We start from the raw sequence: 14,247 nt of genomic DNA, 5'->3' as shown, positions 1-14,247 counted from the left end.
CATGACCACGGTCTTCAACTCATCGGCCGAACGGGTCGCGTCGCCGCTGCCCGGCATCCACGAACCGAGGCGAGCGGATGCCGCGAGCCGCCGCGTGCGGCATCCGATCAGCGTCGGCACGACTGCCGTGCTCCTGCTCGGCGCCGTCTACTGCCTGCTGCCCGTGCTCTGGGTGCTGATCGCCGCGACGAAGGGCAGCGCTGAGCTGTTCTCGACGTTCACGTTCGCCCCGTCGACGCACCTGTTCGACAACATCGTCGAGCTCGCTCAGTACCGCGACGGCCTGTACTGGCGGTGGATGGTGAACACCGCGCTCTACGCGGGCGTCGGTGCCATCCTCTCCACCTACGTGTCGGCGCTCTCGGGCTACGCGCTCGCGAAGTTCTCGTTCCCCGGCAAGGGCACCGTGTTCAAGGTGCTGCTCATGGGCGTGCTCGTGCCCGGCGTCATCCTCGCGATCCCGCAGTACTTCCTGCTCGCCCAGATGGGACTCACGAACACGTACTGGTCGGTGCTGCTGCCGCAGATCATCAGCCCGTACGGCATCTACCTCGCCCGCATCTACGCGGCGGCGGCCGTGCCGACCGACGTCATCGAGTCGGCGCGCACCGAGGGAGCGCGGGAGCTCTACATCCTGCACCGCATCGCCATGCCGATGATGATGCCGGGACTCGTGACGATCTTCCTGTTCCAGTTCGTCGCGGTGTGGAACAACTTCATGCTCCCGTACATCATGCTCGGCGACGACCGGCTGTTCCCCATCACGGTGGGCCTCAGCGGCCTGCTCAACCAGGGCGCGAGCCAGCCGTCGATGTACACGCTCGTGATCACGGGCGCGCTGCTCTCGATCGTGCCGCTCATCGCGCTGTTCCTCGTGCTGCAGCGGTACTGGCGCGTCGATCTCGCCGCGGGAGCCGTGAAAGCCTGAACATGGCGGGCCGCGGCAATAGGGTGGGTGGCGTGGAACCCGGATCGCCCCGACGACGACCGACGATCGAGGATGTCGCTCGCGTCGCCGGCGTCTCGCGCGGCACCGTCTCGCGCGTGCTCAACGGCGGGCACTGGGTCGGGGCCGCTGCCGCGGCGGCCGTCGACGAGGCGATCAAGCAGACCGGGTACCGCATCAATCCCCACGCTCGCAACCTCGCGACGAGCCGCGCGAACTCCATCGCGTTCCTCCTCACCGAGTCGCACGAACGGCTCTTCGAGGATCCCAACTTCTCGGCCCTCATGCGCGGCGCCGCCGAAGCGCTCGCCGAGCACGACCTGCCGCTCGTGCTGCTGATGGCCGGCTCCGACGACGAGCAGCGCCGGGCGACGGAGTTCATCATGGCGGGCCACGTCGACGGCGCCCTCCTCGTCTCCTCGCACCGCGGACGCCAGAGCTTCCTCTCCGAGTTCGCCGCGGCCCGCGTGCCGGTCATCGCGTGCGGCGTGCCGCTCGGCTTCGAGAAGTCGATCGGCTACGTCGAGGCCGACGACGTCGACGGTGCCCGCGCGATGGTCGACTACCTCCGATCGACCGGACGCAGCACGATCGCGCACATAGCCGGCCCCCTCGACACGTCGGGCGGCATCGGCAGACTCGCTGGGTATCGCGAGGAGCAGGGCGACGCCTTCGACGAGCGCCTCGTCGCCCAGGGCGACTACAGCAGGGCGAGCGGCTTCGCCGCGATGAAGGAACTCCTCGAGCGGATGCCGCACCTCGACGCCGTCTTCGCCGCGAACGACCTGATGGCGGCCGGCGCGATCGACGCCCTCGTCGCCGCCGGACGCCGCGTGCCCGACGACGTCGCCGTCGCCGGCTTCGACGACTCGCCAGTCGCCCAGCGCACCGACCCGCCGCTCACGACGATGCGCCAGCCCTTCGACCGCATCAGCCGCGAGATGGTGCGCATGCTGCTCGACGTGCGCGACGGCCAGCGTGCAGCACGGCTCACCGTGCCGACCGAGCTCGTCGTGCGCGAATCGGCCTGACCCGGTCCGGGTGTGCTCGCGCCGCCGGCCGTGCGCGCCGGCTCCCCAGCTGCGCGTGACAGACTCGAACGGATGACCCTGACGCTGCCCGACCTCGCCCCGCGCCCCTACGACGCCGACGCGATGTACGACGCCTTCGTGGGCTGGGCCGACGAGCGCGGCTTCGCGCTCTATCCCGCGCAAGACGAGGCGATCATCGAGATCGTGTCAGGCGCGAACGTGATCCTCTCCACCCCGACGGGCACGGGCAAGTCGCTCGTCGCGGTCGCGGCGCACGCGGCATCCGTCGCCCGAGGCGGCCGCACCTTCTACACGGCGCCCATCAAGGCGCTCGTGAGCGAGAAGTTCTTCCAGCTCGTCGAGATCTTCGGCGCGCAGAGCGTGGGCATGGTCACGGGTGACAGCTCGGTCAACGCGGATGCCCCGATCATCTGCTGCACGGCCGAGATCCTCGCGAACCTCGCACTCAGGCAGGGCGCGGATCTCGAGGTCGACCAGGTCGTCATGGACGAGTTCCACTACTACGGCGATCCCGAGCGCGGCTGGGCGTGGCAGGTCCCGCTCATCACCCTCACGCGCGCGCAGTTCATCCTCATGTCGGCGACGCTCGGCGACGTCACCGCGATCGCCGACGACCTCACTCGCCGCACGGGCCGCGAGACCGCGCGCGTCACCGGCGTCGACCGGCCGGTGCCGCTGCACTTCTCCTATGCGAAGACCCCCGTGCAGGAGACCGTCGAAGAGCTGCTCGAGACGCGTCAGGCGCCGGTGTACATCGTGCACTTCTCGCAGGCCGCGGCGATGGAGCGGGCGCAGGCACTCTCGTCGATCCGCATCGTCTCCCGCGAGCAGCGCGACGAGATCGCCGACGCGATCGGCGGGTTCCGCTTCACCACGGCCTTCGGCAAGACCCTCTCGCGGCTCGTTCGCGCCGGCATCGGCGTGCACCACGCGGGCATGCTTCCCCGCTACCGCCGGCTCGTCGAGACCCTCGCGCAGCGCGGGCTCCTGCGCGTCATCTGCGGCACCGACACCCTCGGCGTCGGCATCAACGTGCCGATCCGCACGGTGCTCATCACGGCGCTCGCGAAGTTCGACGGCACGAAGATGCGGCAGATCAGCGCGCGCGAGTTCCACCAGATCGCAGGGCGCGCCGGCCGCGCGGGGTACGACACGGCGGGCACCGTCGTCGTGCTCGCGCCCGAGCACGAGATCGACAACGAGACGTCCGTCCGCAAGGCGGGCGACGATCCGAAGAAGCTCAAGAAGGTCGTGCGCAAGAAGGCGCCGGCCGGACAGATCACGTGGGGCGAGGGCTCGTTCGAGCGACTCGTGGCCGCCGAGCCCGAGCCGCTCACCCCGCACCTGCAGCTGAGTGCCGCGATGCTGATCAACGTGATCGGGCGCGGTGGCGACGTCATCGGAAACATCCGCTCGCTCGTGACCGACAACCACGAGCCGCGTCCGCGGCAGTTCGAACTCGCCCGGCGCGCGCTCGAGATATTCCGGACCCTGCGCGACGCGGGCGTGGTCGAGATCGTGCCGACGCCCGATGCCGCGCCGCCGATCGTGCGGCTCACGGTCGACCTGCCGCCGAACTTCGCGCTGAACCAGCCGCTGTCGCCATTCGCGCTCGCCGCGATCGAGCTGCTCGACCCCGATGCGGCGCCCGGATCGGGAATCGCGACGGGCCACTACGCGCTCGACGTCGTGAGCGTCATCGAGTCGACGCTCGACGACCCGCGGCCGATCCTCTCGCAGCAGCAGTACAAGGCGCGCGGCGAGGCCGTGGCCGCGATGAAGCGCGATGGCGTGGAGTACGACCAGCGCATGGAGCTGCTCGAAGAGGTCACGTGGCCGAAGCCCCTCGACGAGCTGCTCGCGCAGGCCTTCGAGACCTTCGCGTCGAGCCAGCCGTGGGTGCGCGACTTCGAGCTCTCGCCCAAGTCGGTCGTGCGCGACATGTTCGAGCGCAGCATGTCGTTCGGAGAATACGTCTTCCACTACCAACTCGCACGCAGCGAGGGGCTCGTGCTGCGCTACCTCTCCGATGCGTTCCGCGCCATCCGGCAGACGGTGCCCACCGAGGCGAAGAACGAGGAGCTGCTCGACATCATCGAGTGGCTCGGCGAGCTCGTACGGCAGGTCGACTCGAGCCTCGTCGACGAGTGGAACGAGCTCGTCGACCCCTCGACGCACCTGCCCGAAGACGACGCGCCCGTCGTTCCGCCCGCACCGCCGTCGGTCGTCACGAACCGTCGCGCCTTCATGGTGCTCGTGCGCAACGAGCTGTTCCGCCGCGTGCAACTCGCGGCGCTGCAGCGCGACGACGAGCTCGCCGAACTCGACCCCGACGTCGACTGGCCGGCCGCGCTCGACCGCTACTACGACGAGCACGACGAGATCGGCACGGGCGGGGCTGCGCGTTCGCCCGCGCTCGTCGCGATCGATGAGACGGATGCCGCGGCCGGCACCTGGCGCGTCGAGCAGACGATCGACGACCCAGCCGGCGACCACGACTGGCGCATCCGCGCGGAGGTCGACCTCGACGCCTCGGCCGAGGAGGGCGCGGCCGTCGTGCGCGTCACCGAGGTGCTGCGTCTCTAGCCCCGGTGGTGGAGTAGCGCCACAGGTCACGCGAGCGCGAGCATGCCCGCCGCCGTGAGTGCGAGCACGAGGCCCGCCCACTGCACCGGCGCGATGCGCTCCTTCAGCACGACGGCGGCGAGCAGGATCGTGCCGGCCGGATACATCGCCCCGAGCACCGCAGCCACCGAGAGGTCGCCCGCGCGGATGCCGAGCAGGAGCAGCCCGTTGGCGACCACGTCGACCACGCCGCACGCGACCGCGAGCAGTCCGGTGGTCGAGTAGCGCCCGGCGAAGCGGGACGCGTATCGAAGCCACCTCGCAGCATCCCCCGATGCCGGAGCCCCCGCGCCCGCATTCGCCTCGCCCACGCCGATCACCGCAGGCTGCGGCATCCGCTCGTCCCTCATCTCGCGTGCAGCCCGACGCGACACGGCGACGATCGCCAGCACGCCGATCACGATGACCATGATCGTGGTCGTGACGCCGCGGGCGAGCAACAGCGGCACGACGCCGCTCTCATCCGAGGTCTGGTCGATGGTGATGTAGAAGCCGCCGATGCCGATGCCGGCGCCCACCGCGAGCAGGAGGCCTCGCGAGCGCGGCCGCACCGCTCCGCGCTCGGGCACGAAGCCCACGAGCACGACCGCCAAGAGCGCGAGACCGAGTGCTCAATAGCCCAGGGAGCCGAATCGCTCGCCGCTCACGAGCAGCCCCCAGATCATGGGCACGATCGCCGAGACCACGGCGGTGAGGGGCGAGAGGATGCTCATGGGCCCGATCGCGAGGCAGGCGTACAGCAGCGAGATCCCGATCGCGCCCGAGATGCCCGAGATGACGCCCCACGTCACGTCGTGTGCGCTCCAGGCACCGCCGAGCACGGGATATGCGGCGACGAGCACGACGAGTCCCGCGAGTGCCGCGATCGCCGTCACGAGCATCGCGCTCATGCGCTTGGCGGCGAGCCCTCCGAGGAAATCGGCCGCACCGAAGACGAGCGCCCCGGTGAGGGAGAAGACGGCGGTGAGCATGATCGTCCCAGCGTATCCGCCGTGGTTTTGCTCATTCGAGCGCGCGGAAAGGCGGGCGATGCTCATGTGCGCAGAACCGCATGAACGCCGCGTGAAATCGGCGAATCAATCGTCGGCACACCCTTGGAATCATCCCAGCGCACTCATAGGCTACGGTGCACAGTCCCCGAGGAACGCGCCCGATCGCGAGTCGTGTGAGCCGGGCGCGAACGTTTGAGGAGAGTCATGCAACGTCGCACCACCCAACGCCTGTCTGCCGTGGCCATCGCCGCGGCAGGCACTTTGTTCGCCGGGGTGTTCGCAGCGCCCCCCGCGTTCGCCGCCGAACCGACGCACAGCATCGCTCAGGTCCAGGGCACCAACGTCGCGACGTCGCCGCTCGTGGGCGCTGTCGTCACGGTCGAGGGCGTCGTCACCGCCGACCATCGCACCGGTGGATATCGCGGCATCTACCTGCAGACCGCGGGCTCCGGCGGGGCCACGGATGCCACGCCGAATGCCTCAGACGGCATCTTCATCTTCCTCTCCAGCTCCAACCCCGCGGTCGCGATCGGCGACAAGGTGCGCGTCACCGGCCGCGTGAGCGAGTTCAACGGCAACACGCAGATCACGGGCTCCGCCGCCGGCGCGGTCGAACTCGTGCAGGCCGGGGTCGGCGTTCCCGCCCTCACCCCCATGCCCGCCACGGTGCTCGGCGGCGCACGTGAGGCGTTCGAGGGCATGCTTGTGCAGCCCACCGGAACGCACCGCCTCATCTCGAGCCACAACCTCCTGCGCTTCGGCGAGCTCTGGCTGAACGCCGGCAATGCGATGCCCATCGAGCCGTTCGAGACCGCCGCCCCCGGCACGACCGCGGCGACCAGCGCCAACACCGCGAACCGCGCGAGCCGGCTCCTCCTCGACGACGGCTACAGCATCGGCGTCCGCAACTCCGACGGCTCCGACAACCCGGCACACCCCGGCGACCAGCCCTACCTCACGAAAGACGCGGTGGTGCGCAACGGCGACGCCGTGAACTTCCCCGCCGGCGGATACGTGCTGAACTTCGACTTCGGCGAATGGCGCCTGCAGCCGCCGGTGCCCATCACCGACGTGAGCGACGCATCGCTCAAGCCCACGTTCACGGCCGCGAACCCCCGCCCAGCTGCAGCTCCCGCGGTCGGCGGCGACGTCTCGGTCGCGGCCTTCAACGTGCTGAACTACTTCACGACGCTCTCAGATGACAACCCGAACGCCCGCGGCGCAGCGAATGCCGCCGAGTTCGCCATTCAGAAGTCGAAGATCGTCACCGCGATCAACGCCCTCGACGCCGACATCGTGGCGCTCCAGGAGATCGAGAACTCCGTGAAGCTCGGCGAGTCGCCCGACGAGGCGCTCGCCGACCTCGTCGCCGGCCTGAACCAGGCCGCCGGCTCCGAGGTGTGGAAGTTCGTGCCGACGCCCGCGGCGCTGCACGACGCCGCGATCACCGACTTCATCACGAACGCGATCATCTACCGCGCGGCCGCCGTCAAGCCGGTCGACGAGGCCAAGACGATCGTCGACGAGACCGTGTGGGACATCGCGCGTGAGCCGATCGCCCAGACCTTCAAGTACGACAAGCAGTTCGTGACGGTCATCGCCAACCACTTCAAGTCGAAGAGCGGCACCGACCCGAGCCCCCAGCCCGGTCAAGACGCCTTCAACGACGAGCGGGTCGAGCAGTCCCAGTCGCTGCTCACCTTCGCGCAGGGCCTCTCAGTCGACCGGAAGACCGACATCTTCCTCGTCGGCGACTTCAACGCCTACGCGAAGGAAGACCCGATCAAGGCCTTCGCCGACGCGGGCTGGAGCGACATCCTGCCGAAGAAGGCAGCAGGCCAGTACACGTACTCGTTCGACGGCGAGCTCGGCTCGCTCGACCACGTCATCGCGTCGAAGTCGGCCACCGACAAGGTGACCAAAGCCGGCGTCTGGTCGATCAACTCGGCCGAGTGGGCCGGTCGGGAGTACTGGGGTCCGGCGAGCGAAGCCGGCACCCCCTACCGCTCGAGCGATCACGACCCGATCCTCGTCGGCGTGGGCACGGAGTCGGCTCCCTCGACGGTCGAGATCGATGTCGTGACCGTGAACGACTTCCACGGTCGCATCGAGCAGTCCGCACCGTCCGGCGGCATCGCGGCGCTCTCCACCGCGGTCAAGCAGATCCGCGCCGAGAACCCGAACACGGTGTTCGCGGCGGCCGGTGACATGATCGGCGCCTCCACGTTCACGTCGTTCATCCAGCAGGATGTGCCGACGATCGAGGCGCTCAACGCCGCCGGGCTCGAGGTGAGCTCCGTCGGCAACCACGAGTTCGACCAGGGCTTCGCCGACCTCACCGATCGCGTGATGCCGCTCGCCCTCTGGGAGTACCTCGGCGCCAACGTCTACGACAAGGCGACCGGAAAGCCGGCATTGCCCGAGTACTGGATCCAGTCGTTCGACGGCGTCAACGTCGGCTTCATCGGAGCGGTCACCGACGAGCTCCCGTCACTCGTGAGCCCCGGCGGCATCGCCGAGATCACGGTGGGCGACGTCGCCGAGGCCGCGAACCGCGTCGCGGCGCAGCTGAGCGACGGCAAGAAGGACAACGGCGAAGCCGACATCCTCATCCTGCTCGTGCACGAAGGCGCGGCGACGACCGACGTGGCGTCGGCAGTCGATCCTTCGTCGCGCTTCGGCAAGATCGTGCTCAACACGACCGCCGAGGTCGACGCGATCGTGTCAGGTCACACCCATCTCGCCTACAACCACGTGATCGACGGCCGGCCCGTGATCTCGAGCGGCCAGTACGGCGAGAAGTTCTCCAAGATGGAGATCCAGTTCGATCGCGCGGCGAAGAAGATCTCGAAGATCACCAACGAGGTCTACAACCTCATGGACGGCTCGACGCCGCTCTACCTCGACGACCCCGAAGTCAAGCCGATCGTCGACCAGGCGAAGATCGTCGCCGATGAGCTCGGCAACGTCGTCCTGGGCGAGGCGAGCGCGAACTTCAACCGGGCCGCGTTCGCTCCCCTCGGCGGCGCTTCCTACCCCGAGAACCGCGGCGGTGAGTCGACACTCGGCAACTTCGTCGCCGACGTGCAGCTCTGGGCGCTCAATGAAGACGGCACTCGCGAGGTCGATGTCACGTTCATGAACCCGGGCGGTCTGCGGGCGAACATCGACGCGGGCGAGGTCACGTATCGCGAGGCCGCTGCGGTGCAGCCGTTCGCGAACACGCTCGTCACGATGAATCTCACCGGAGCGAAGATCAAGGCCGTGCTCGAGGAGCAATGGCAGCCCGCCGGGGCATCCAGGCCGTTCCTCAAGCTCGGCGTGAGCGAGGGGCTCACCTACACCTACGACCCCACCGCGGCGAGCGGCTCGCACATCACGAGCATTCGCCTGAACGGCGAGCCGCTCGATCCGGCGGCGACGTACTCGGTCGGCGTGAACTCGTTCCTCGGCACCGGTGGAGACAACTTCCTCACCCTCGCGACGGGCACGAGCAAGGCCGACAGCGGCAAGGTCGACCTCGAGTCGATGGTCGACTGGTTCGCGGCCCACGGCACGGCCACGCCTGACTACGCGCAGCGAGCGGTCGGAGTCAAGGTCTCGGCTCCCGACGCCGACGGCTACGACGCGGGCGACCAGGTGACGGTCAACCTCTCGTCGCTCGACTTCAGCACGAACGAGCCGGCGGCCGGAACCGTCGTCGTCTCGCTCGGCGGAGTCGACCTCGCGAGCGCGCCGGTCGACCGGTCGTTCACGCCGACGCTCGACAACATCGGCCAGGCGACGGTGGTGTTCACGATCCCCGAGGGAGCGAGCGGCGCGCAGATGTTCGAGATCTCGGTGCCGACGACCGGCACGTCGAGCTCGTTCACCCTGACCGTCGACTGATCGAACACTGCACCCGCAGATGAGGCCGGGCACTCGAGTGCCCGGCCTCATCGGCGTCTCGACTCGAGCGAATCTCGAGCTCGTCCGGTTCGGAGTGGCGGTGAAGCCTCCGGATGACTCGTCCTCCACTGGTCGCTGCGCTCGATCGGCCCCGCCCAGCCGCGGCCGGGCGGGCCGGTCCGTCAGCGGCGCTCGTTACACTCGACGAGTGAACTCGAACGCGCAGCCCGACTCGGCCGAGGAGGTCCCCTGGGATCCCGACGAGTTCGCGCCACCGCCCGATGACGACTGGGTTCCGCCCGCCGACGACGGCTGGTCGGGCTCAGCCTCGAACGAAAGCGGGGCCGGCTTCGGTTCCCCGCCGCCGCGAGGCACCGGGCAAGGCGCTGCTCGCAACACGACCGCGACGGTGCCCGGCGGCGTCGCCCCAGCCCGCTTCGCGACGGCGGCCGAGGCGCTGCACACGGTGTTCGGCTACGACGCGTTCCGCGGCGAGCAGGCCGAGATCATCGAGCAGGTCACCTCGGGCGGCGACGCCGTCGTGCTCATGCCCACCGGCGGCGGCAAGAGTCTCTGCTACCAGATCCCGTCATTGCTCCGCGAGGGCACCGGCATCGTGGTCTCGCCGCTCATCGCGCTCATGCACGACCAGGTCGACGCCCTCGTTCGCAACGGCGTGCGGGCCGCCTACCTCAATTCGAGCCAGCAGCCCGCCGAGCGCTCCGACGTCGAGCGCGCCTACATCGCGGGCGAGCTCGACCTCCTCTACGTCGCGCCCGAGCGCCTGAACACCGAGTCGGCCAAGCAGCTCCTCGCGCGCGGCAAGGTCGCGCTCTTCGCGATCGACGAGGCGCACTGCGTCGCGCAATGGGGCCACGACTTCCGGCCCGACTACCTCGCGCTCTCCGAGCTCGCCGAGCGCTGGCCCGACGTGCCGCGCATCGCGCTCACCGCCACCGCCACCGATGCCACCCACCGCGAGATCACCGACCGGCTCTCGCTCGGCGGGGCCAGGCACTTCGTCTCGAGCTTCGACCGCCCCAACATCCAGTACCGCATCGCGCCCAAGCTCGAGGTACGCAAGCAGCTGCTCGACTTCGTCCGCAGCGAGGGTGTGGATGCCGCAGGCAATCCGGTCTCGGGCATCATCTACGCCCTCTCCCGCGCCACCACCGAGAAGACCGCAGCTTTCCTCGCAGCGAACGGCGTGAACGCGCTGCCGTATCACGCCGGACTCGACGCTTCGCTCCGCCGTCGCACGCAAGAGCGGTTCCTGCGCGAAGACGGCGTCGTCATCGTCGCGACCATCGCGTTCGGCATGGGCATCGACAAGCCCGACGTTCGATTCGTGGCGCACATCGACCTGCCGAAGTCGGTCGAGGGCTACTACCAGGAGACGGGCCGTGCCGGCCGCGACGGCGCCCCGGCCACCGCCTGGCTCGCCTACGGCTTGCAAGACGTCGTGCAGCAGCGCCGCATGATCGACGAGAGTCCCGGAGACCTCGCGCATCGCCGCCGCCTGGCGCACCACCTCGACGCGATGCTCGCGCTCTGCGAGACCGTGCAGTGTCGACGCCAGAACCTGCTCGGCTACTTCGGCCAGCCGAGCCAGCCGTGCGGCAACTGCGACACGTGCCTCGAGCCGCCCGCCTCGTGGAACGGCACCGTGCCGGCACAGAAGCTCATGTCCACGATCGTGCGCCTGCAGCGTGAGCGCCGGCAGAAGTTCGGCGCCGGGCACCTCATCGACATCCTGCGCGGTAAAGAGACGCCGCGCTCGCGCCAGTACGACCACGATTCGCTCACCACGTGGGGCATCGGCCAAGACCTCAGCGAACAGCAGTGGCGAAGCGTCGTGCGCCAGCTGCTCGCGCAGGGCCTGCTCGCCACGCACGGCGAGTACGGCACGCTCACGGTCACCGAGGCATCCGGCGCCGTGCTCGCGGGCAGCCACGAGGTGGCACTCCGCGCCGAACCCGAACGCATCACCCGGTCACGCGGTCCGAAAGCCGCCACCGCGGCGGCAGATCTCAGCCCGCTCGAGCTCGAGCTGTTCGAGGCGCTGCGTGCGTGGCGGGCGGGTGAGGCGCGCGAGCAGGGAGTGCCGGCCTACATCGTGTTCGGCGACGCCACGCTTCGCGCCGTCGCGCAAGCGCGTCCCGCTGCCATCGCCGAACTCGACGGCATCACCGGCATCGGAGCGAAGAAGCTCGAAGCCTACGGCGAGGCACTGATCCGGGTCGTCGCCGCGGCCTGATCACGTTCGGCACAGCCTTCAGTGAGCGGATGCGGCGGCATCCGCTTGTCGATGGTCCTACGTGGGCTCGACTCGGCTTTGTAGGGTCTCGACAGGCGCATCCGAGCGGTCGAGGGCGCGGTTTGTAGGCCCGGGACGCACGGTTTCGGGCGCGCGAGGTGCGGTCATACCGTGGAAGCGAGCCTTGACCGCAGGCGAGCCTTGACCGCAGGCGAGCCTTGACCGCAGGCGCTGCCTGACCGCAGACGAAGCTGACCGCAGACGAAGGACGAAACCGACGATGGTTGACACGGCACCCAGCACTTCCTCGAAGACCTCAGAGTCGGCGACCCAGCCCGCCGCCCACACTCCCGGCACCGTCGACTCGGCCCCGACGCCGACCCGTTCGGCAGCCGGCACGCCTGCACCTGCACCCTCGCCGGCGACGGTGGCGGCCGCGCAAGCCGCAGCTCCGAAGGTCGACGTCGCCGCGCTCAGTCGTCAATTGCTCGGCACCTGGGCCGACCTCCGCCTCGTCGCGCGCGAGCGCGCCGCGCACCCCGACCTGCAGCGCATCGAGGGCCAGTCGATGGAGGAGCACCGCGAGCGCGTGCTCCAGCAGTTGAAGATCCTCGTCGAACATGGCGCGGTGCACCGCGCGTTCCCGACGTCGCTCGGCGGCCACGACGACCACGGCGGCAACATCGCCGCGTTCGAGGAGCTCGTGCTCGCCGACCCGAGCCTCCAGATCAAGTCGGGCGTGCAGTGGGGCCTCTTCGGCGCAGCGGTGTTGCACCTCGGCACCGAGTACCACCACCAGACCTTCCTGCCCGACATCATGACGCTCGAGGTGCCCGGCGCGTTCGCGATGACCGAGACGGGTCACGGCTCGGATGTCGCGGCGATCGGCACCACGGCCACCTACGACGAGGTGACGCAGGAGTTCGTCATCAACACCCCGTTCCGCGGCGCCTGGAAGGACTACCTCGGCAACGCGGCACTCCACGGCACCGCGGCGGTGGTCTTCGCGCAGCTCATCACGAAGGGCGTGAACCACGGCGTGCACGCCTTCTACGTGCCGCTGCGCGACGCCGACGGCGGCTTCCTGCCGGGCATCGGCGGCGAAGACGACGGTCTGAAGGGCGGCCTCAACGGCATCGACAACGGCCGCCTGCACTTCTCCGACGTGCGCGTGCCCCGCGTGAACCTGTTGAACCGCTACGGCGACGTCGGCGAAGATGGCACCTACTCGAGCCCGATCGCCAGCTCGGGCCGCCGCTTCTTCACGATGCTCGGCACGCTCGTGCAGGGTCGCGTGTCGCTCGACGGCGCCGCGACGAGCGCTGCGGCGATGGCGCTCACGATCGCGATCACCTACGGCAACCAGCGCCGCCAGTTCACCGCGGGCAGCGACACCGACGAAGAGGTGCTGCTCGACTACCAGCGCCACCAGCGCCGGCTGATCCCGAAGCTCGCCACGACGTACGCGCAGATCTTCGCGCACGACGAGTTCCTCGTGAAGTTCGACGAGGTGTTCTCCGGCAAGGCCGACACCGACGACGACCGCCAGGACCTCGAGACGATCGCGGCGGCGCTCAAGCCGCTGTCCACCTGGCACGCCCTCGAGACGCTCCAGGAGGCGCGCGAGGCAAGTGGCGGCGCCGGCTTCCTCGCCGAGAACCGCATCGTCGGCCTGCGTCAAGACCTCGACGTCTACGTCACCTTCGAGGGCGACAACAACGTGCTGCTGCAGCTCGTGGCCAAGCGCCTGCTCACCGACTACTCGAAGCAGTTCGCGAATGCGGATGCCGGCGTCATGGCCCGCTATGTCGTGCAGCAGACGGCCGACCGCGCCTACCACGGCACCGGCTTGCGCCGCCTGGCGCAGACGATCGCCGACTTCGGTTCGACCGCCCGTTCGGTCGCCGAGCTCCGCGACACGAACACGCAGCGCGAGCTGCTCACCGACCGTGTCGAGGCGATGATCGGCGACATCGCCGGTCGCCTGCGAGAGGCGCGAAAGCTGCCGAAGTCGGATGCCGCGGCGGTCTTCAACCGCAACCAGAACGAGCTCATCGAAGCCGCGCGGGCGCACGCCGAGCTGCTCCAGTGGGAGGCGTTCACGCGGGCCCTCGAGCACACGACCGATGCGGGGACGAAGCAAGTGCTCACGTGGGTGCGCGACCTGTTCGGGCTCGGCCTCATGGAGAAGCACCTCGCGTGGTACCTGATCAACGGCCGGCTCTCGCCGCAGCGCGCACAAGCCGTCACTGCGTACATCGACCGGCTCATCGAGCGGCTGCGCCCGCACGCGCAAGACCTCGTCGACGCGTTCGGCTACCGCCCCGAGCACTTGCGCGCGAAGATCGCGTCGGGTGCCGAGCAGGAGCGTCAAGACGAGGCGCGCGCGTACTACGCGGCGCAGCGTGCCGCGGGCACGCTTCCCGTTCCCGAGAAGTCGAAGAAGTAACCGCCAGTGGTCGAGTAGCGTCCGCTTCGCGCGGCGCT

General features: G+C 69.3%; 8 protein-coding genes. 6 read left to right on the top strand and 2 right to left on the bottom strand.

The window, feature by feature from the left end:
- Nucleotide 1: 1 nt before the first annotated feature.
- From QFZ29_RS14040 to QFZ29_RS14030, 3 genes are all read left to right on the top strand, one after another.
- On the top strand, nucleotides 2-928 hold the full coding sequence (locus QFZ29_RS14040; protein WP_306894665.1) for a carbohydrate ABC transporter permease: 927 nt from the start codon (nucleotides 2-4) through the stop codon (nucleotides 926-928).
- Nucleotides 929-960: 32 nt separating this feature from the next.
- Nucleotides 961-1,977, top strand: a complete 1,017-nt coding sequence (locus QFZ29_RS14035) for a LacI family DNA-binding transcriptional regulator (protein ID WP_306894664.1) — start codon at nucleotides 961-963, stop codon at nucleotides 1,975-1,977.
- 72 nt (nucleotides 1,978-2,049) lie between these two features.
- Nucleotides 2,050-4,584: a DEAD/DEAH box helicase gene (locus tag QFZ29_RS14030; RefSeq protein WP_306894663.1), complete on the top strand. Its 2,535-nt coding sequence runs from the start codon at nucleotides 2,050-2,052 to the stop codon at nucleotides 4,582-4,584.
- A 26-nt stretch (nucleotides 4,585-4,610) separates the two neighbouring features.
- On the opposite strand, the gene QFZ29_RS14025 is transcribed toward QFZ29_RS14030, so the two are convergent.
- Together QFZ29_RS14025 and QFZ29_RS14020 are read right to left on the bottom strand one after the other, a co-directional pair.
- The gene (locus QFZ29_RS14025; RefSeq protein WP_306896734.1) at nucleotides 4,611-5,207 is read right to left on the bottom strand and encodes a DMT family transporter; all 597 of its coding nucleotides are present in this window, start codon (nucleotides 5,205-5,207) and stop codon (nucleotides 4,611-4,613) included.
- A 27-nt stretch (nucleotides 5,208-5,234) separates the two neighbouring features.
- On the bottom strand, nucleotides 5,235-5,594 hold the full coding sequence (locus QFZ29_RS14020) for a hypothetical protein (RefSeq protein WP_306894662.1): 360 nt from the start codon (nucleotides 5,592-5,594) through the stop codon (nucleotides 5,235-5,237).
- Between the two features lie 225 nt (nucleotides 5,595-5,819).
- Between QFZ29_RS14020 and QFZ29_RS14015 the strand changes: the two genes are divergently transcribed.
- The 3 genes from QFZ29_RS14015 to QFZ29_RS14005 all read left to right on the top strand — a co-directional run bounded on the left by QFZ29_RS14015 (nucleotide 5,820) and on the right by QFZ29_RS14005 (nucleotide 14,209).
- Complete coding sequence (locus QFZ29_RS14015; RefSeq protein WP_306894661.1) at nucleotides 5,820-9,503, top strand: ExeM/NucH family extracellular endonuclease; 3,684 nt, start codon at nucleotides 5,820-5,822, stop codon at nucleotides 9,501-9,503.
- Between the two features lie 208 nt (nucleotides 9,504-9,711).
- Nucleotides 9,712-11,760, top strand: a complete 2,049-nt coding sequence (gene recQ, locus QFZ29_RS14010; RefSeq protein WP_306894660.1) for a DNA helicase RecQ — start codon at nucleotides 9,712-9,714, stop codon at nucleotides 11,758-11,760.
- Between the two features lie 280 nt (nucleotides 11,761-12,040).
- Nucleotides 12,041-14,209, top strand: coding sequence for an acyl-CoA dehydrogenase family protein (locus tag QFZ29_RS14005; RefSeq protein ID WP_306894659.1), 2,169 nt, complete (start codon nucleotides 12,041-12,043; stop codon nucleotides 14,207-14,209).
- The last annotated feature ends 38 nt before the right edge of the window (nucleotides 14,210-14,247 follow it).

The sequence above is a fragment of the Agromyces albus genome (assembly GCF_030815405.1).
Lineage (GTDB): Bacteria > Actinomycetota > Actinomycetes > Actinomycetales > Microbacteriaceae > Agromyces > Agromyces albus_A.
This window is presented reverse-complemented; position numbering and strand designations above follow the sequence as displayed.